The sequence below is a fragment of the Bradyrhizobium sp. HKCCYLS1011 genome, assembly GCF_051167795.1.
In the GTDB taxonomy this organism is placed as follows: domain Bacteria; phylum Pseudomonadota; class Alphaproteobacteria; order Rhizobiales; family Xanthobacteraceae; genus Bradyrhizobium.
In genome coordinates this window covers 19,882-37,410 of the sequence record NZ_JBNPTT010000018.1, presented here as the reverse complement: position 1 = coordinate 37,410, position 17,529 = coordinate 19,882, and the positions used below count along the sequence as shown (strand labels likewise).

17 protein-coding genes and 1 pseudogene are annotated in these 17,529 nt (G+C 64.6%); 10 read left to right on the top strand and 8 right to left on the bottom strand.

Annotated elements, in window-relative coordinates; all coding sequences use genetic code 11:
• Positions 1-35: 35 nt before the first annotated feature.
• From guaB to guaA, 6 genes are all read left to right on the top strand, one after another.
• A complete protein-coding gene (gene guaB, locus ACQR1W_RS39020) occupies positions 36-1,523 on the top strand; it encodes an IMP dehydrogenase (protein WP_434855747.1) in 1,488 nt (495 codons plus the stop codon).
• 165 nt (positions 1,524-1,688) lie between these two features.
• Positions 1,689-2,711 carry an NADP-dependent oxidoreductase gene (locus ACQR1W_RS39015; protein WP_434855746.1) on the top strand — a complete coding sequence of 341 codons (1,023 nt, stop codon included), beginning with the start codon at positions 1,689-1,691 and terminating at the stop codon, positions 2,709-2,711.
• Between the two features lie 137 nt (positions 2,712-2,848).
• On the top strand, positions 2,849-3,193 hold the full coding sequence (locus ACQR1W_RS39010; protein ID WP_434855745.1) for an MAPEG family protein: 345 nt from the start codon (positions 2,849-2,851) through the stop codon (positions 3,191-3,193).
• 16 nt (positions 3,194-3,209) lie between these two features.
• Positions 3,210-4,511 carry an RsmB/NOP family class I SAM-dependent RNA methyltransferase gene (locus ACQR1W_RS39005; protein ID WP_434855744.1) on the top strand — a complete coding sequence of 434 codons (1,302 nt, stop codon included), beginning with the start codon at positions 3,210-3,212 and terminating at the stop codon, positions 4,509-4,511.
• A 443-nt stretch (positions 4,512-4,954) separates the two neighbouring features.
• Complete coding sequence (locus ACQR1W_RS39000; protein ID WP_434855743.1) at positions 4,955-5,236, top strand: hypothetical protein; 282 nt, start codon at positions 4,955-4,957, stop codon at positions 5,234-5,236.
• Positions 5,237-5,351: 115 nt separating this feature from the next.
• On the top strand, positions 5,352-6,947 hold the full coding sequence (guaA, locus tag ACQR1W_RS38995) for a glutamine-hydrolyzing GMP synthase (protein ID WP_434855742.1): 1,596 nt from the start codon (positions 5,352-5,354) through the stop codon (positions 6,945-6,947).
• Between the two features lie 103 nt (positions 6,948-7,050).
• Here the strand turns inward: guaA and ACQR1W_RS38990 are convergent, their stop codons facing one another.
• On the bottom strand, positions 7,051-7,548 hold the full coding sequence (locus ACQR1W_RS38990) for a winged helix-turn-helix transcriptional regulator (protein WP_434855741.1): 498 nt from the start codon (positions 7,546-7,548) through the stop codon (positions 7,051-7,053).
• A gap of 84 nt (positions 7,549-7,632) precedes the next feature.
• On the opposite strand from ACQR1W_RS38990, the gene ACQR1W_RS38985 reads away from it, so the two are divergent.
• Positions 7,633-8,274: a dihydrofolate reductase family protein gene (locus ACQR1W_RS38985; RefSeq protein WP_434855740.1), complete on the top strand. Its 642-nt coding sequence runs from the start codon at positions 7,633-7,635 to the stop codon at positions 8,272-8,274.
• Positions 8,275-8,503: 229 nt separating this feature from the next.
• Here ACQR1W_RS38985 and ACQR1W_RS38980 read toward each other — a convergent pair whose 3' ends face one another.
• Positions 8,504-9,106, bottom strand: coding sequence for an NADPH-dependent F420 reductase (locus ACQR1W_RS38980; RefSeq protein WP_434855739.1), 603 nt, complete (start codon positions 9,104-9,106; stop codon positions 8,504-8,506).
• A 194-nt stretch (positions 9,107-9,300) separates the two neighbouring features.
• Complete coding sequence (locus ACQR1W_RS38975; protein WP_434855738.1) at positions 9,301-10,035, bottom strand: SDR family NAD(P)-dependent oxidoreductase; 735 nt, start codon at positions 10,033-10,035, stop codon at positions 9,301-9,303.
• Positions 10,036-10,323: 288 nt separating this feature from the next.
• On the opposite strand from ACQR1W_RS38975, the gene ACQR1W_RS38970 reads away from it, so the two are divergent.
• On the top strand, positions 10,324-11,220 hold the full coding sequence (locus ACQR1W_RS38970; RefSeq protein WP_434855737.1) for a LysR family transcriptional regulator: 897 nt from the start codon (positions 10,324-10,326) through the stop codon (positions 11,218-11,220).
• A gap of 72 nt (positions 11,221-11,292) precedes the next feature.
• Here the strand turns inward: ACQR1W_RS38970 and ACQR1W_RS38965 are convergent.
• From ACQR1W_RS38965 to ACQR1W_RS38955, 3 genes and pseudogenes are all read right to left on the bottom strand, one after another.
• Positions 11,293-11,619: pseudogene (locus ACQR1W_RS38965) on the bottom strand (hypothetical protein); the annotation flags it as partial.
• A gap of 85 nt (positions 11,620-11,704) precedes the next feature.
• Entirely contained in the window at positions 11,705-12,151 is a 447-nt protein-coding gene (locus ACQR1W_RS38960) for a cupin domain-containing protein (RefSeq protein ID WP_434855736.1), read from the bottom strand.
• Between the two features lie 69 nt (positions 12,152-12,220).
• A complete protein-coding gene (locus ACQR1W_RS38955) occupies positions 12,221-13,267 on the bottom strand; it encodes an SDR family oxidoreductase (protein WP_434855735.1) in 1,047 nt (348 codons plus the stop codon).
• A 95-nt stretch (positions 13,268-13,362) separates the two neighbouring features.
• On the opposite strand from ACQR1W_RS38955, the gene ACQR1W_RS38950 reads away from it, so the two are divergent.
• Both ACQR1W_RS38950 and ACQR1W_RS38945 read left to right on the top strand, forming a co-directional pair.
• Complete coding sequence (locus tag ACQR1W_RS38950) at positions 13,363-14,361, top strand: cupin domain-containing protein (RefSeq protein WP_434855734.1); 999 nt, start codon at positions 13,363-13,365, stop codon at positions 14,359-14,361.
• 180 nt (positions 14,362-14,541) lie between these two features.
• Positions 14,542-14,979 carry a nuclear transport factor 2 family protein gene (locus ACQR1W_RS38945; protein ID WP_434855733.1) on the top strand — a complete coding sequence of 146 codons (438 nt, stop codon included), beginning with the start codon at positions 14,542-14,544 and terminating at the stop codon, positions 14,977-14,979.
• Between the two features lie 720 nt (positions 14,980-15,699).
• Here the strand turns inward: ACQR1W_RS38945 and ACQR1W_RS38940 are convergent.
• Together ACQR1W_RS38940 and ACQR1W_RS38935 are read right to left on the bottom strand one after the other, a co-directional pair.
• Positions 15,700-16,905 carry a M20/M25/M40 family metallo-hydrolase gene (locus tag ACQR1W_RS38940; protein WP_434855732.1) on the bottom strand — a complete coding sequence of 402 codons (1,206 nt, stop codon included), beginning with the start codon at positions 16,903-16,905 and terminating at the stop codon, positions 15,700-15,702.
• A gap of 66 nt (positions 16,906-16,971) precedes the next feature.
• A complete protein-coding gene (locus tag ACQR1W_RS38935; RefSeq protein ID WP_434855731.1) occupies positions 16,972-17,520 on the bottom strand; it encodes a TetR/AcrR family transcriptional regulator in 549 nt (182 codons plus the stop codon).
• Positions 17,521-17,529: the final 9 nt, after the last annotated feature.

The following is a 17,529-nucleotide window of genomic DNA, read 5'->3' as shown; positions in this document are numbered from 1 at the left end:
CGCAGGCGGCAGCAGCCGCAGACAAGGAGTTGACGATGGCGACCGTCCAGGGACTTCGCGAAGCCTTTACGTTCGATGACGTGCTGCTCAAGCCGGGCCTGTCGGACGTGCTTCCCTCCGAGGTCGATATCCGCTCGCACGTGACGCGGGCGATCCCTTTGAACATTCCGATCATGGCCTCCGCCATGGATACAGTGACCGAGGCCAAGATGGCGATCGCGATGGCGCAGGCCGGCGGTGTCGGCGTCATCCACCGCAATTTCGATCCCGAAGGCCAGGCCGCGCAGGTGCGGCAGGTCAAGAAGTTCGAATCCGGCATGGTGGTGAACCCGCTCACCATTGGCCCGGACGCGACCCTCGCCGATGCGCTGGCGCTGATGAACGACCATGGCTTCTCCGGCATTCCCGTGGTGGTCGGCGGCGGCAAGGGCATCCCCGGCAAGCTGGTCGGCATCCTCACCAATCGCGACGTCCGTTTTGCCACCGATCCCCGCCAGAAGATCTCCGAGCTGATGACGCATGAGAACCTCGTCACGGTGCGCGAGGGCGTCGGCCAGGACGAGGCCAAGAAGATCCTGCACAAGCATCGCATCGAGAAGCTGCTCGTCGTCGACGAGCAGTATCGCTGCGTCGGCCTGATCACCGTGAAGGACATGGAGAAGGCGGTGGCGCATCCGCTGGCCTGCAAGGATTCGCAAGGCCGCTTGCGCGTGGCCGCCGCCACGACGGTCGGCGAGGGCGGTTTCGAGCGCACCGAGCGGCTGATTGATGCCGGTGTCGATCTGGTGGTGGTCGACACCGCCCATGGCCATTCCTCGCGGGTGTTGGAGGCGGTCAACCGCATCAAGCGGCTGTCCAACGAGGTGCAGGTGATCGCAGGCAATATCGCGACCCGTGACGGCGCGCAGGCGTTGATCGATGCCGGCGCGGACGCGGTCAAGGTCGGCATCGGCCCTGGCTCGATCTGCACCACCCGCATCGTGGCCGGTGTCGGCGTGCCGCAGCTCACCGCGATCATGGAATCGGTGGAGGCGGCGAAGAAGGCCGGCGTGTCGGTCATCGCCGATGGCGGCATCAAATATTCCGGCGATCTCGCCAAGGCGCTCGCCGCCGGCGCCGACGTCGCCATGGTCGGCTCGCTGCTCGCCGGCACCGACGAGACGCCCGGCGAAGTGTTCCTGTGGCAGGGCCGCTCCTACAAGGCCTATCGCGGTATGGGTTCGGTCGGCGCGATGGCGCGCGGCTCGGCCGACCGCTATTTCCAGCAGGACATCAAGGATACCTTGAAGCTGGTACCGGAAGGCATCGAGGGTCAGGTGCCGTATAAGGGCCCGGTCGGCAACGTCATGCATCAGCTCGCCGGGGGTCTGCGCGCCGCCATGGGCTATGTCGGCGCCAAGGATCTCAACGAGTTTCACGAGAAGGCCGAGTTCGTCCGCATCACCGGCGCGGGCCTGCGCGAAAGCCACGTCCATGACGTGACCATCACCCGCGAGAGCCCGAACTATCCGGGCGGGGCGTAAGGCACGGAGCGCCATCTGCGCCGTCATTCCGGGGCACGCGAAGCGTGAACCCGGAATCTCGAGATTCCGGGTTCGATGCTTCGCATCGCCCCGGAATGACGGCTTCCTAATAAGGATCCGCTTCGCTACCGTGACCGCCACGAAACCCCAGCGGAGGAAACAACAATGGCCCAAGCCAAGCGCATTATTCTCGCATCGCGTCCGGTCGGCGAACCCAAGCCCAGCGACTTCCGTCTTGAAGACTGCGCGGTGCCCGAGCCGGGTGCGGGCGAGGTGCTCTTGCGCACGATCTGGCTGTCGCTCGATCCCTATATGCGCGGGCGCATGAGCGATGGCCCATCCTATGCCAAGCCGGTGCCGGTCGGCGGCGTCATGGAAGCCGGCACCGTGAGCGAAGTCATCGCTTCCAACAATCCGAACTTCGCCAAGGGCGACATCGTGCTGTCGCGCGCCGGCTGGCAGACGCATGCGCTGTCGGATGGCACCGGCCTGCGCAAGATCGATCCTGCACTCGCGCCGATCTCGACCGCCGTCGGTGTGCTCGGCATGCCCGGCATGACCGCCTATACCGGCCTGCTCGACATCGGCCAGCCCAAGCCGGGCGAGACCGTGGTGGTCGCGGCCGCCTCCGGCGCGGTCGGCTCGGCGGTCGGCCAGATCGCCAAGATCAAGGGCGCACGCGCCATCGGCATCGCCGGCGGCAAGGACAAATGCGACTACGTGAAGAACGAGTTCGGCTTCGACAACTGCATCGATCACCGGGATCCTGATCTCGGCGCGAAATTGAAGCACGCCTGTCCAGCCGGCATCGATGTCTATTTCGAGAATGTCGGCGGTGCGGTGTTCGACGCGGTGTTTCCTTTGCTGAATGCCTTCGCGCGGATTCCGGTCTGCGGTCTGATTGCACAGTACAACGACACCCAGTCGGTGGCGCCGAAATGGGCCGGCGCCCTGATGCGCACGGTGCTGACCAAGCGCCTCACCATCCGCGGCTTCATCGTCTCTGACTTCGCCGCGCGCCATGGCGATTTCCTGCGCGACATGTCGGGCTGGGTGCGCGACGGCAAGGTCAAGTATAAGGAGTTCGTGACGGAAGGCCTGGAAAATGCGCCGGACGCCTTCATGGGCCTGTTGAAGGGCGCCAATTTCGGCAAGCAGCTGGTTCGGGTCGGGCCGGATAAGGCCTGAGCCACACTTGATGTGAAAGTTCAGCGCAAGGCAAAAAACGCGGGAACCGCGGAGGCTTGTCGGGAGTCGCTTGGGAACCGGTTCAATCACGGGTGGCCCGGCATGCCGGGCCACACACCTTCCCAGGGGGATTTGCAATGTCACTCACCATGGTTCTGCTGCCCGTCTTCGTCGAGGTCGGGCTCACCTTCGCGCTTCTGTTCTGGACCCGGGGCCGCGCCAGGCCCGCGGACGCCGGCGACGAGTTCGGCCTGCCGACGCTGTTCTACGCCCTGATCGCGCTGGCGCTGCCGCTGCGCCATGCGGATCTGGTCATCGTACTATTGTCCTGGGTGTTCGTGGTGACCCGCTTCGCCCATGCCGGGCTGGTCAGCGGCACCAAGGATGGCGGCCGCGAGCGGTCGCTGGCCTGGGTTGCGTCGGCCCTGGTGTTGCTGGCGATGTGGCTGTATTTCGCCCTCAAGATTCTTCTCCTGATCTAGCACTGGACCACCTTGAATGACGCCTGCAGCCCGGCTCTCCGCCGCCATCGAATTGATCGACACCATCGAGGCGCAGCGCGCGCCTGCGGCCAAGGCTCTGAAGGATTGGGGCACCAGCCACCGCTTCGCCGGCTCCGGCGATCGCGCCGCCATCGCCGGCCTGGTGTGGGACGTGCTGCGCCGGCGCGCCTCCAGCGCCTACGTGATGGAGGACGACAGCCCGCGCGCGCGCGTGCTCGGCATGCTCAAGGTCGAGCGCGGGCTCGACGTGCCGACCATCGAGGCCTTGTGCGACGGTGGCCGCTTTGCGCCGGCGCCCCTGACCGACGCCGAGCGTGCCGCGCTGGCCTCGCGCACGCCTGTGAGCGCGCCGCCGCATGTCGCCGGCGATTATCCCGAATGGCTCGATCCCTATCTCGCCGCCGTGTTCGGCGACGACCGCGCAGCTGAGGCCGCCGCCATGGCCAGCCGGGCGCCGCTGGATCTCCGCGTCAACACGCTGAAGGCGGGGCGCGAGAAGGTGCTGAAGTCGCTCTCTCATCTCAATGCCCGGCCGACGCCGTGGTCGCCGATCGGCCTGCGCATCGAGCTTGGCGCTGACGCCCGCAATCCCGGCGTTCATGCCGAGGAGGACTTCATCAAGGGCCACATCGAGGTGCAGGACGAGGGCTCGCAGCTCGCGGCGCTATTCACGGCGGCGAAGCCCGCCGAGCAGGTGATCGATCTCTGTGCCGGCGCCGGCGGCAAGACGTTGGCGCTCGCGGCGATGATGCAGGGCAAGGGCCGGCTGATCGCGACCGATCAGGACAAGCGGCAGCTGGCGCCGATCCATGAGCGGCTGTCGCGCGCCGGTGTCCACAATGCCGAGGTCCGCTCCCCGAAAGGCGAGGAGGAGCCGCTTGCCGACATCAAGGCCTCAGCCGATCTGGTCGTGATCGACGCGCCCTGCACCGGCACCGGCACCTGGCGCCGCAACCCGGATGCCAAATGGCGCATGCGTCCCGGTGCGCTCGAAATCCGCTTGAAGGACCAGGCCGAAGTGCTTGAGCGTGCAAGCGCCATGGTGAAGCCGGGCGGCCGCATCGCCTACATCACCTGCTCGGTGCTGAACCCTGAGAACGGCGAGCAGGTCCGCAGCTTCATCGCGCGGCACCCAGAGTTCGCGGTTCAGCCGCCGGAGCAGACCGCCGGCGTGTTGTGGGACAAGGCGGAGGATTTCGCAGCTGCCGCGCTGGCCTCGCCCGAGGGCTGGCTGATGACCCCGCGCCGCACCGGCACCGACGGGTTCTTCGTCTCGGTTTTGAAGAGGCGGCCGTAATCCACCCTCGCTGTCGTTCCCCGCGCAGGCGGGGGACCCAGTATTCCACCGCTATTTGCGGTTGACCGAGAGGCCGCGGCGTACTGGATACCCCGCCTTCGCGGGTATGACGGCTTCGTAGCCATACAGCAGTGTCATTTCGAGGCGCGCTCATCCCTTGGCATCGTCATTCCGGGGCGGCGCGAAGCGACGAGCCCGAAATCGCGATATTGTTTTTCTCTTCAGCTCGGGAGTCCGGTTCGGTCCTGACGGCCGTCGATAGCTCCATGGTGGCAGTGTTGAAGAAGAGCTAGATAATCAGAGGCGGTCATACCCCGCGAAGGCGAAGGCGGGGTATCCAGTACGCCGCAGCGCCTCGGCGCTCACGGAAAGTGGTGGAATACTGGGTCACCCGCCTGCGCGGGTGACGACGGCGCTTCCCTCTGGCCATGGAGCAATGCGTGATGGATGAGCGAGGTCATGTCCTGCTGGCGCTTCTCGCGATCGGGGTCACGCTGATCTTCGCGTGGCTGATCTATTGGTCCGTGTCCGCCATGGTCCGCGCGCTCGCGACCGGCAGGATCCGCACCACCAAGGACGAATGGGACAATGACGTCTGGTGCTATCGCGACAGCGGGCCGGTGTCGTTCTGGGCCAACCTCGCGATCAAGCTGGCCGCCGCGGTGCTGTCCGCCTCCATCTTTGCTGGTTTTATAATACCTCTTTGGGTTGGCGCGCTGAAATAGCGCCGGCAGCGAGCTTGCGGACCCAGGCGACCGGCCTCGCCCAAAATTCGGGGACGGCACGGCAACTGCGGCGGAGAGGGTTGCGGGGCGGGCTGTCGTCGCGTACCTCCTTGTCATGACAGCCCCCCAAGATTCCAGCGATCCGACGCTCCACGTGGCCTCGGCGCATGACAAGATTCTGATCGTCGATTTCGGCAGCCAGGTCACCCAGCTCATCGCCCGCCGGGTTCGCGAAGACGGCGTCTATTGCGAGATCGTGCCGTTCCAGAAGGCGGAGGCCGCCTTCCGCGAGATGAAGCCGAAGGCCGTGATCCTCTCCGGCGGCCCGGCCTCGGTGCTCGACGACAACGCGCCCTCGGTGCCGCTGCCGATCCTCAACGCCGGTGTCCCCGTGCTCGGCATCTGCTATGGCGAGCAGACCATGGCGCAGCAGCTTGGCGGCACCGTCGAGGGCGGCCATCATCGCGAGTTCGGTCGCGCCACCATCGAGGTCACTGATGATTGCGCGCTGTTCGAGGGCGTCTGGGAGAAGGGCGGCCGCTACGAGGTCTGGATGAGCCATGGCGACCGCGTCACCAGGTTGCCGGACGGTTTCCGTGGCGTGGCGAAGGCGCAGGGCTCGCCGATCTCGGTGATCGCGGATGATGCGCGCAAGTTCTACGCGATGCAGTTCCACCCCGAGGTGGTGCACACGCCCGATGGCGCCAGGCTGATCCGCAACTTCGTCCGCAAGGTCGCCGGCCTCTCCGGCGACTGGACCATGCGCGCCTTCCGCGAGGAGGCGATCGAGAAGATCCGCGCCCAGGTCGGCAAGGGCCGGGTGATCTGCGGCCTCTCCGGCGGCGTGGACTCAGCCGTCGCCGCCGTGCTGATCCATGAGGCGATCGGCGACCAGCTGACCTGCGTGTTCGTCGATCACGGCCTCTTGCGCCTGAACGAGGCCGAGACCGTCGTCGACCTGTTCCGGCATCACTACAACATCCCCTTGGTGCATGTTGATGCCTCAAAACTTTTCCTCGGCGAGCTCGCCGGCGTCACCGATCCCGAAGCGAAGCGCAAGACGATCGGCAGGCTCTTCATCGACGTGTTCGATGCGGAAGCGAAGAAGATCGGCGGCGCCGATTTCCTGGCGCAAGGCACGCTCTATCCTGACGTGATCGAGAGCGTCTCCTTCACCGGCGGGCCATCGGTCACCATCAAGTCGCACCACAATGTCGGCGGCCTGCCCGAGCGCATGCACATGAAGCTGGTCGAGCCGCTGCGCGAATTGTTCAAGGACGAGGTGCGCGCGCTCGGCCGCGAGCTCGGCCTCCCCGAAATCTTCGTCGGCCGCCATCCGTTCCCAGGCCCGGGCCTCGCCATCCGCTGCCCCGGCGACATCACACGCGAGAAGCTCGACATCCTGCGCCAAGCCGACGCGGTCTATATCGACGAGATCCGCAAGGCCGGCCTCTACGACACCATCTGGCAGGCCTTCGCGGTGCTCTTGCCGGTCAAGACCGTCGGCGTCATGGGCGACGGCCGCACCTACGACTACGTCGTGGGCCTGCGCGCCGTTACCTCCACCGACGGCATGACCGCGGACTTCTATCCGTTCGATATGAAGTTTCTGGGCAGCACTGCCACGCGCATCATCAACGAGGTGAAGGGCGTGAACCGCGTGGTGTATGACGTGACGTCAAAGCCGCCAGGGACGATCGAGTGGGAGTGACGGGGCGTACTGCGAAGTAAGATCGGATAGCACAGCGTATGAAAGGCGGTGTTATCTCAGCGGTAGTCGTCGATCGCCTCAATTCTGCTTCGCGCGCAGCGCATCAGCGATGTGATCGCGCTTCCGCCATCGCAGCTTCATAGGCGGACTGCAGCTGAGCGAATACCGGAACCTTGGGTCGCGGCGCACTCAGATGGAGGTGCCGTAGCTCCTCCATGAACTTCGACCAAAGCTTCGGGCCGCCTTCTTCGAGGATCTGCGCGCGCACGGAGAGTTCCTTTGAGACCGGTGTGTGGCGCCGGCCCCAGGCGCCCATTTGGGCGAGCAAAGGGACAAGTTGAATGGCGGGTTCTGTCAGGCTGTAGATCGCTTTCTGCTTATGGGTTGGGTCGTCGCGGCGAGAGATGAGGCGCGCGTTCTCAAGACGTCTTAGCCTGTCGGCAAGGACATTCGAGGCGATCCCTTCCTCCGATTGCGTGAGCAACTCGCGGAAGTGGCGGCGATTTCCAAACATCAAGTCACGAATGACGATCAAGCTCCACCGGTCGCCCAGCGTTTCCAACGTCAGATTGATGGGACACCCCGAGCGGTGGGCAAGCATGGCGGACTCCAGAAAACTGCTTGCGATATAGGAGCAGTCTTGGTATCCAGCAACTGGTTGTGAATAACAATCAGTGAGGAAATTATGACGAGGGTGCGCGTCGCAGGCTTTTCGATCTCGCTCGACGGCTTCGGAGCGGGGGCGGAGCAAAGCCTTGAAAATCCGCTCGGCAAGCGTGGGCGGGAGTTGCATGAGTGGATATTCGGCACACGCATGTTCCGGGCAATGATCGGCGAAAGCGGAGGCTCGGACGGCATCGATCAGGCTTACGCACACCGTTCAATGGATGGGTTCGGCGCCTTTATCCTCGGCCGCAACATGTTCGGGCCGATCCGCGGTCCCTGGCCGGACAACAGTTGGAAGGGCTGGTGGGGCGACAACCCACCCTACCACGCGCCGACTTTCGTGCTGACGCACTATCCGCGGGATCCGATCGAGATGGAAGGCGGCACCACCTTCTTCTTCGTCACCAACGGGATTGAGGAGGCCTTGGAGCAGGCGAAGCTTGCGGCCAATGGTCGCGACGTGAAGATCGGCGGTGGCGTTGAGACGGTGCGCCAATATCTTCTCGCCGGACTAATTGACGAACTGCATTTCGCATTGTCCCCGGTCGTGCTTGGGCAAGGCGAAGCGATGTTTGCTGGGATCGATCTGCCGGCGCTTGGCTACCGCGTCACCGAACACCAGGCGACCGAGCACGCGACCCACATCGTTCTCAGCCGATAGGAATCCACCATTTCATTCCGTTGGGACGAAGGCCACAAGTAACGGCCAACCAAGTGGTGATGTTGAGTATGTAGGATGGGTTGAGCCGAAAGGCGAAACCCATCAGCTGAATGATTGGTCTCGATGGGTTTCGCTGACGCTCAACCCATCCTACGAGTTAAGCGACCTACGGATCTGCCGCTCCGTCGCGCGGCTTCCCGCCCTTCGAACAGCGTCCATACGCCTTCGATCACTGCTCCTTCTTAAACATATCCTGGAAGATGAGCTGGCCCCAAGTGCGGCCGCGTGCGTGCACCAGCGCGCCGCCCTCGTTGAGCTTTCCCAGCTTGACGGGTGCGAAGCCGAGTTGTTTGGCCAAGGCCACCACGGGGGCGATCGCGTCGTCGTCGTCACCAGACAGAAAGACGACGCGGTGGCCGCCTTCGACGATCGGATCGGCAGCCAGCGTGGCCGCAACCAGGTGATTGAAGCCCTTCACGAGCTTGGCGCCGGTGAACGCCTTCGCGACAAAGGCGGAGGACGGGAGACCGTCCAGCTCCTCAGGGAAGACTCCAAACGTATTCATCGCGTCGATGACCGTCTTGCCTTTCCAGCTCGGCAGGGCCTTCGCAACCTCGCGATGCTCCCCGAAAGGGAGCGCCAAGATGATTGTGTCGGCCCCGAGCGCATCCCGCAGCGACTTGGCGATGACTGTGGGTCCAATCGCCCGAGCCTGCGGCGCCAACGCCTCGGGCGGCCGGCGGCTCGCGACGGCCACCTCGATGTTCTTACGGGCGAAGGCGCGGGCGAGGGCCTGGCCGACCGCACCGAATCCTACAATCGCATAGCTCATGATACGTCTCCGATCCGTGTTGATACGTTCCCCCGGCCTTCAATGGCGGGGGTTATCCGTTTCGATGCATGGTGACCTTCGCGAGATCTTCCGAGCGCCACCGAAGCGATGCGCGGCATCGCTTCAAATTCCTGAATTCACGCGTCGACGTCCTGCCGCGAACGCTCAGCCACGTCCCGCGATCAGGTGCGATGTCAGATGGCCGAGAAGCCGCCGTCGACAGACAGCTCCACCCCATTCACGAAGCTGGAATCGTCGGACGCGAGAAACACCGCGGCCGCCGCAATTTCCTCAGGACGACCCATCTTTCCCCGCGGGATCAGGGATTCAAACATCCGCTTCGCCTCCTCGGTGAGAACTTGGTCCTGCATCGGTGTGGCGATCGGCCCCGGGCTCAGCACGTTCACCCGGATATTCCTGCCCTTCAGTTCGTTGAGCCACGTGCGTGCGAATGAGCGCAACGCCGCCTTGCTCGCCGCATACACGCCATAGCCGGGAAAACCTTTCACCGAAGCAACTGACCCGGTCATGAAGATCGATCCGCCATCGTTGAACAGCGGCAACGCCTTCTGAACCGTGAACAGCGTGCCGCGCGTATTCAGGCCGAACGCCGCATCGAAATGCTGCGCGGTAATCTCGCCCAGTGGGACGGCCTCGCCCGTGCCGGCGCTCGCGTACAGGACGTCGATCTTGCCCTTTTCCCGTTTGACCGTGTCGAACAGCCGGTCGAGGTCGTCGAGATTGGCCGCGTCGCCACGCACGCCGGTCACGTTGCGGCCAATCAGCCTGACGGCTCCGTCGAGTGCCTCCTGCCTCCGGCCCGTAATGAAAACATAGGCGCCTTCTTCAACGAACCGCCTGGCGCTCGCCAGCGCCATGCCGCTCGATCCACCCGTGATGACTGCAACCTTACCCTCAAGCTTTCCCATGACTTTCCTTCAGGCTCCGTCTTTGGTCGTTCGGGGAAGCCCCCGAGAACCTCGACGTAGATCTGCCGGCGTCAGGTGTTGAGTGCAGAAGCGCGCACACCGGTGGTGCTAAATCGATCCGGCTGGACGACTGACATCAGCGGCGACGATCGGCATCCGTCGTTCGGAATTGAGCCGCGCTTGTCGGCATTGGCTATGATCACCGCCCGTGCCACCCACAGACGAGATGCTGGTCAATGTGTTGGATACGAGCTTTGGAAGGGGCACCGCGCGGTGCCAAATTGCACCATGATTGACTGGGATGACGTCCGCTACTTTCTTGCCGTCGCGCGCGGAGGCTCGGTGCGGGCTGCCGCCGAGCGCCTCGGTGTGAACCACTCGACCGTGCTGCGACGCATCGCCCAGCTCGAGGAACGCCTCGGGGCGCATATGTTCGAGAAGCTGCCTTCGGGCTACCGCCTGACGGCCGCGGGCGAGGAGGTCCTCGAGTTCGCGGACCAGATGGAAGCGTCGTCGCACCAGTTGGAGACGCGCGTCTTCGGGCGCGACCAGAGCGTGCGCGGGCTTCTGCGGGTGACGCTGGCACCGCCCCTCGCGACACACCTGCTCATGCCGGACTTCGCCGATTTCGCGCGTCTGCATCCGGACATCGAGATGGAAATCTTGTCGTCCGGCGAACTGGCAAATCTGACCAACCGAGAGGCCGACGTCGCGATCCGCGTCGTCTACGACCGCAAAACCCTGCCGCTCAATCTTCACGGCCTGAAGGGGCCGGAGCTGTTCGGCGGCATCTACATGTCCCGCGATCGACTGGCCGCGTGGCGTGCGGGCGCGCCTGATCCCATTCGGTGGGTCGTCATAAGCATTCATGGAATCCCGGACTGGGTCCGCGAGGGTGAGGTTCGCGCCACCGGGGTTCCGTTCAGGACCACGGACGCCGAGGCCCAGCTCGTTGCGGTACGGCAAGGGATCGGGATGACGACACTGCCGTGTTTCGTTGGCGATGCAGATCCCCTTCTGGTGAGGGTGCCCGGCACCGACCTCCACATGTACGGAACGCTCTGGCTTCTCACCCAGGGGGAGACACGCAAGACGAAGCGTGTGCGGTTCTTCACTGAGTTCGTATCCCGCAGGCTCACCACGTATGCTCCGCTTCTCGCGGGGCTGTCCGTATCGGGCGACTGACGCGCGGCAGGTCGCCGGCGACGCTTGCCGCCGGGACGGACTGGAGGCTATCGGCTATTGCTCTCGTCCCTGTCAAATTTTGAAATCGGCAGGCAAGCGGCCACGGAAGGGCTGCATCTTGTTTGCCGCCGCCTTGTTCCGCTTGCGCGAGTCGACGAGCTGCGCCGTCACTCCGACGATGAGCACGACGAGAAGCGCGGCCTGCGCACCTAGCAGCAGCGGCGACTTCGGATCGGTCACCAGCGGATGTCCGTCCGGTACGCGCCGCAGCGTCTCGGTCACGGTCGGCACCATCAGCAGGAAGACGGTGAGGCTCAGGCAGATCGTTTCGATGTAGCTGGCCGCGCGTCCAGGTCCCGGGAGGCGCCCGACGCCATAACCTGCGAAGAGCAGCAGGACCGGCGGAGGGACTGAGCGCAGCGCGCAGGCCCACGCGTTCAATGTTGTTTGTTAGGTGACCAGTCGATGCGAGACGTGGGTCATATCATGGCAGAGGCCCGACGATCCGCTGGTCGTGGCGTGCGGCGATGGCAGGCAACAGGTGCATATTCTGGTCGCGCGGCTCGGGAATGTCGCGGAGATCGCGGAAAAACTCCTCGTGCCGTCGCGGCGTCGAGACGAGGATGTGCCGGGCATCGGTAGCTCCGACATTGGTGAAGCCGTGCACGACCCCTTTGGGGACCTGCACGCGGGCGCCGGGCTCGACGACGTCCGTGCAGTCGCCGATCAGGTATTTCAGCGTTCCCTCCAGCACAATGAACAGCTTGTCCTCGGTCGCCGAGATATGCGCCGGCGCGCCGAAGCCCGGTTTGATCGTCATGTCCAGGATCGTGAACGGGCTTGTCTCCGGATTGATGATCCTGGTGTTGATCCCTGCGAAATCCGTCTGCTCGAATGTAGTCGTGATACCGGCTTCCATGGTCTCTCTCATGCTCTCAATCGTGTCATCGTGTCTCGGTCAGGATGTGTCGCGGGTCCGCAATGCGGTTTCGCTGATCGACTAGGCGGCCTGTTTCGAACTGCGCAGCAGGCCGAGCCGAACCAGGCTCTCGGCGGTCGCGACGATGGCGTCCTCCGGGGAACGCGGAGTCCAGCCGAGCAAACGCATGGCTTTCTCGCTGGTGGCGTTCATGTTCACGCCGAGCGTCGGCAGGATCCCTTTCATCATCGGATCGCGGCGGGCAGCGAGGCGTACCACCCAGTTGGGCAACACCCGCGTCGAACCCCTGCCGGCAGCAGCTCCCATGCGACGTCGCAGCACCTTTGCGACATCGACCAGCCACATGCTCTCGCCGGAGATCGCAAGAAAGCGCTCACCTCTCGCGGCAGGATGCGTCATCGCGCTTAGGTGCAGGTCCGCCACGTCCCGCACGTCGACAAAGCCGGAATTGATCTTCGGGCATCCCGGCTGGCCATCCATCAGATTCTTGATCAGCCTGATGGAGTGGGAGTAGTCCGCACCCAGCGCAGGGCCGAGCACCGCGACCGGATTGATGGCGGACAGTTCGAGCTCACGTCCTTCGCGCGCGATGAAGTCCCAGGCCGCACGTTCGGAGAGGGTCTTCGATTTCTGGTAGGGCGCGACATTGCCCGTCAGATCGCTCCAGTCACTCTCGTCGAACGGCCGCCGATGACTTGGCTGATGTCCGATCCCGACCGCACCGAAGGCGGAGGTCAGCACCACGCGCCTGACGCCGGCGTCGCGCGCGGCGCGCAGCACCCGCAGATTGCCGTCGACCGCAGGCTTGATCCAATCTTCCTCGCGGACCTGATCGCCCGATGGGGTCGGCGAGGCGCCGTGCAGCACATACGCACATCCGGCGACGGCCTCCGCCCAACCTCGGTCCGCGGTGAGATCGGCTGTGACGAACGACAGACGATCGCCCGGCTCGGCGCCGCCAAGGCGCAGATTCCCGCGCACCTCCGTTTCACGCGCCGGTGAACGGACCGTGGTCCGCACCCGGTAGCCCGCGCTCAACAGCGCCAGAATGCAGTGCTGCGCAATGAATCCAGTGCCGCCGGTGACGAGGACCACATTGTCGTTCATGTCGATCTCCCAAGGACGAAGCGTTGCGTAGCTAGGGCCGCACGGCCGGATTGTGAATGCTTGAAAGTCCGCATGACTTGCGCGAGAGTGCGAGAGTGAGCGCTGACCCCTTCTCCGACATCCTCAAATTCACGAATGCCGCATCGCTGCTGACCGGAGGTTTCTCGGCCGGAGGCGCATGGGCCGTCCGCTTTCCGGCGCCGGACAAGATCAAGTTCTTCGCGGTCGTGAAGGGCAGTTGCTATGTCAGCATCGAAGGCGAGGCCGAGCCGATTCATTTCGAAACCGGCGATGTCGGCCTGCTGACGGCGAAGCGGTCATTCGTCCTGGCGAGCGATCCGTCTGTCACGCCCGTTGACGCGATGGAGCTGTTTTCCGGCGCCGGCAGGACCACGGCACAAGTGGGCGATGGTGACGACTTCGCTCAAATCGGTGGCCACGTTCTGCTCGATCCGGCGAGCGGGCAACTGCTGGCTGGTGTGCTGCCGCCGTGGATTCACGTCGCCGCAGCGTCACCGCAGGCGACTGCCTTCCGATGGCTTCTCGACCAGCTTGTTGAAGAGCGGACGGCCGAGCTGCCCGGCGCGCAGCTCGCATCGGCGCAGCTCGCTCAGCTCCTCTTCATCCAGATTTTGCGTGCCCACCTGAAGACCTCCGGCCCCATGCCGGCCGGATGGCTGCGGGCGCTGGCCGACCCACGCATCGCTCCCGCCCTTCGCCTGATGCATGGTGATCCCGGCCGCTCCTGGCATCTCGACGAGCTCGCCAAAGCCTGCGCCATGTCGCGAACGACGTTCGCGTTCCACTTCAGGAGCGTGGCCGGCGCCGCACCACTGACCTATCTCACTGAATGGCGCATGCGCCTTGCCGAACGTGCCCTGCGAGAGGAGACCACCCCGGTGGCCGTTCTCGCCCGGTCGCTCGGCTACACGTCCGAGAGCGCCTTCAGCAATGCCTTCAAGCGTGTGACCGGCCGTTCGCCCAAGGCCTACCGGAATGCCGCGCGAGCCTCTGCGCCGTATGTTGCGGCAAGCCACATGCACGTCGTCGTGACGACATTGGCGACGTCGCCGGCCGGTCCTCGCCGCAGGTGACGGGGCCGACATTTGCGTGTGTCCATTCATGTGCTCTGCCGCTTGCCTTCTGGTCCAGCGTTGTTCGACGCTTCCCTCGCGGAAAGCGACTGAACGCGCGAAGTGCCAGCTTTTTCGAAATTCGCTTCCGATCTATATGTTGCTCTCTCAATCGTAAGCAACTTCGCAAATTGGGGTCAGATGCCGAACTCGCAATACGCTGCCTACAAGCCTGCCGCCCCTTATTTCGATCTTGTTCGAGGCGCCCTCGGCGATCTCGTGGATGGCGAGCACTTCTTCGACATCCTGACCGACGAGACCATCTACGAGGTGCTCTACGACATTCCAGGCTGGCCTCGGATCATCAAGGGGAGGGCTGACCTGATGACGGCATTCGCCGGCTATGTCGCCAACGTCGCGCTCCGATCAGCCGACAAGCTGGTGGTCCACAAGACCGGCGATGGAGCCGTGGTTGTCATCGAATATGAGGTCCATGGGACAATTCTCGCGAACGGCGCGACATACGACAATCGGTTCTGCTCGATCATCAGGATCGAAGACCGCAAGATCGCACACTGGCGGGACTACATGGACTCTCTCACGGCCTGGAACGCTTTGACTGCCCGTGCTCAGCCGTAACGCCGGGGATGCCGACGCTCACGATCGAGGGCTATTAGTTTGTGCAGTTGGTTTCGGCCTGGGTAGGTGAGCTCAAGGGGCTCGAACTGGAATGGAAGGCGAGCTGCCCGACGGGCAATCCGCGCATGCGCGTCATGCCCGAATTGCCCGTCGTGCCAGTCTGTCGCAGGGTGTGCGGCTTGCCTCGTCGGGCAAATCAAGTTCACATTCTCGCGCGTCTCGGCTCGCAAGAGGGGCGCTTCGCGATCGTCACGAACGTCGAGCCGGTGATGCGATGGGCGCATTGCTCTGCAGCGTGATCTATTCACGCCGACGAAACAGATCGATGCGACGGCGAAGTCGCGTGGTCCTGGCATCCCGGTGCTGATGCCAAGTTGGCGGTGATGATCCGTCGATGACGGGGGCAAGACAGCCGGTCCCCGGGGAGAGCGCGTATAAGCTGTTCAAACCATTGCGCAGGGAAGGCCGGTTGTTGGGCTGACCTGTGGTTCTGCCGCGTGCTTTTTTTTGCTGCACGCGGACCGCGGGTATCAGCCGATACCCGGTCTTCCCTGCGCCTCTTCTTCGAAGGAGGGGTCAACTCATCGCCAAACTCGGGCGCAGCAAGCCGCGAGCTCGCTGAGCCATGCTTGCTGGTTGACACGCTGGAGAGAGGGGCCTGAAGTCGTCGTGACGGACTCCCGCGGTGCTGTTGCGCCATCCCACCACGTCCGCGCCGTATCACCCCATCGTCGCGAGCCGCAAGGCCAGCGCACAGGCCCGCTCATATTCGTCACGATTGATCCATTCGTCGATCGTGTGCGGCTCGTTCTGTCCGGTGCCGAAGGTCACGGTCGGGACGCCGTGGCGTACCATCCAGTTCGCATCCAGCCCGCCATTGCCGGCGCGCAGCGTCGGCGTGCCGCCGACATCGGACACCGCCGCCATCGCGCGCTTGACCACGGGCAGGCTCTCCTTCATGCGGAACGGATAGTAGTCGGTCTCGGCCTTGAACTTGACGCGGCCGGACTTGCCATCGCTGTTGGTGACGCGCTTGGCGGCGTTCTCGAACGCGGTCTTGTAGGCCTTGGTGATCTCCTTGAAGAACTTCGCATCGTGGCTGCGGCACTCGCCGCGCACATGCACGTAGTCGGTGACGACATTGGTGGCGTCGCCGGCGGGGCGGCCCTCGCCCCCGGTGACGGGGCCGACATTGCTGGTGCCAGTCCTGGCGCTTTGACCCTTGCCCTTCACCACCTTGCCGAACCAGCCGCCGGCCTTCACCTCGGCGAGCGCGAGCGCAAGGATCATGGTCGCGCTGATGCCGCGCTCCGGCGCGACGCCGGCATGGGAGGCGCGGCCGAAGATCTCGACCTGCCAGCGATCGGCGCCGACGGCGCCGATGGTGACGCCGGAGGCGGAGCTGCCGTCGAAGTTGAAGGCCATGACCGGCGAGCCGAGGTCGTCGGTGTTGACATGGCGGGCGCCCCACAGCCCGGTCTCCTCGCGCACGCAGAACAGGAGCGTGATCGGCGGATGATCGAGCTTCTGCCTGCTAAGCTCGGCCGCGAGCGTCACGAGGATGCCGCAACCGCAGCGGTTGTCGCCGCCGAGCGCGGTCTTGGCTTCATTGACGATCTTCCGGCCGGTGATCTTCGGCTTGGCGCCGGCGCACAGCGGCACGGTGTCCATGTGGGTCATGAACATGATCCGCGGCTGGTTGTGCATGGTGCCGCGGCCGGGCAGGTCGACGATCAGGTTGCCAGTCTCGGTCGGCAGGGGAATGCGGCTGTTGGCGTCGTCAAGCCGGATCGCCTTGCCCGGCACGCCGGCTTCCTTCAGAGCCGCGGTGAGCTCGCGTCCGATCGCGGCCTCCCGTCCGCTCACGCCTTCCACGGCGAGAAAGCGCATGAGGCGGTCAGTGGCGGCCTGTGTGTCGACGGACATGAACGAATCCCTTTTGCTGATCGAGCTGCGCGAAGCATCGTTCCCGGCGCTCGATTTCGCAAGGGCTCAGACCTTCACCAGGATCGCGCTCGAAATGATCTCGAACAGATGATCCGCGCGCGGCACCAGCGGGGGCTGGTCGGCGAGCCACGCCAGGGCACTGATCAGCGCGAACAGGTCGTTGCCGTCCATGTCGGAGCGTGCCGCGCCTTTGGTTTGCGCACGGACAAGAAGCCGCGTGCCGGCCGCGCGCAGGCTGACGCAGGAGGCATGAAGCGCGGAGCCTTCGTCGGAAATCGCAGCCACCATCAGGGCGATCGCGCCGCTGCAATTGTGCGTCGTCGCGACCGCCTCGCGCAGCCACGTCACCAGCGCGCTCCCGGAATCATCAGACCGTTCAAGCTCGTCCGCTCGCTGAGCCAGCGCGTCGAAATTGGTGCGCAGCAAGGCCTCGAGCAGCGCCTCCCGCGTCGGAAAGTGACGATACAGCGTGCCGAGCCCGACGCCGGCTCGCCGCGCGACGTCGCGCAGCGATGCGTCGGCCCCTTGCTCGGCCACGACCGCGCGGGCGACGGCGAGCAGCTGGTCATAGTTCTTTTTCGCGTCGGCTCTCATGGGCGTTCT

Bases quoted from the DNA above. Each gene is read 5' to 3' on its own strand.
- guaB (WP_434855747.1), top strand. From the start codon at position 36: ATGGCGACCGTCCAGGGACTTCGCGAAGCCTTTACGTTCGATGACGTG.
- ACQR1W_RS39015 (WP_434855746.1), top strand. From the start codon at position 1,689: ATGGCCCAAGCCAAGCGCATTATTCTCGCATCGCGTCCGGTCGGCGAA.
- ACQR1W_RS39010 (WP_434855745.1), top strand. From the start codon at position 2,849: ATGTCACTCACCATGGTTCTGCTGCCCGTCTTCGTCGAGGTCGGGCTC.
- ACQR1W_RS39005 (WP_434855744.1), top strand. From the start codon at position 3,210: ATGACGCCTGCAGCCCGGCTCTCCGCCGCCATCGAATTGATCGACACC.
- ACQR1W_RS39000 (WP_434855743.1), top strand. From the start codon at position 4,955: ATGGATGAGCGAGGTCATGTCCTGCTGGCGCTTCTCGCGATCGGGGTC.
- guaA (WP_434855742.1), top strand. From the start codon at position 5,352: ATGACAGCCCCCCAAGATTCCAGCGATCCGACGCTCCACGTGGCCTCG.
- ACQR1W_RS38990 (WP_434855741.1), bottom strand. From the start codon at position 7,548: ATGCTTGCCCACCGCTCGGGGTGTCCCATCAATCTGACGTTGGAAACG.
- ACQR1W_RS38985 (WP_434855740.1), top strand. From the start codon at position 7,633: ATGACGAGGGTGCGCGTCGCAGGCTTTTCGATCTCGCTCGACGGCTTC.
- ACQR1W_RS38980 (WP_434855739.1), bottom strand. From the start codon at position 9,106: ATGAGCTATGCGATTGTAGGATTCGGTGCGGTCGGCCAGGCCCTCGCC.
- ACQR1W_RS38975 (WP_434855738.1), bottom strand. From the start codon at position 10,035: ATGGGAAAGCTTGAGGGTAAGGTTGCAGTCATCACGGGTGGATCGAGC.
- ACQR1W_RS38970 (WP_434855737.1), top strand. From the start codon at position 10,324: ATGATTGACTGGGATGACGTCCGCTACTTTCTTGCCGTCGCGCGCGGA.
- ACQR1W_RS38960 (WP_434855736.1), bottom strand. From the start codon at position 12,151: ATGAGAGAGACCATGGAAGCCGGTATCACGACTACATTCGAGCAGACG.
- ACQR1W_RS38955 (WP_434855735.1), bottom strand. From the start codon at position 13,267: ATGAACGACAATGTGGTCCTCGTCACCGGCGGCACTGGATTCATTGCG.
- ACQR1W_RS38945 (WP_434855733.1), top strand. From the start codon at position 14,542: ATGCCGAACTCGCAATACGCTGCCTACAAGCCTGCCGCCCCTTATTTC.
- ACQR1W_RS38940 (WP_434855732.1), bottom strand. From the start codon at position 16,905: ATGTCCGTCGACACACAGGCCGCCACTGACCGCCTCATGCGCTTTCTC.
- ACQR1W_RS38935 (WP_434855731.1), bottom strand. From the start codon at position 17,520: ATGAGAGCCGACGCGAAAAAGAACTATGACCAGCTGCTCGCCGTCGCC.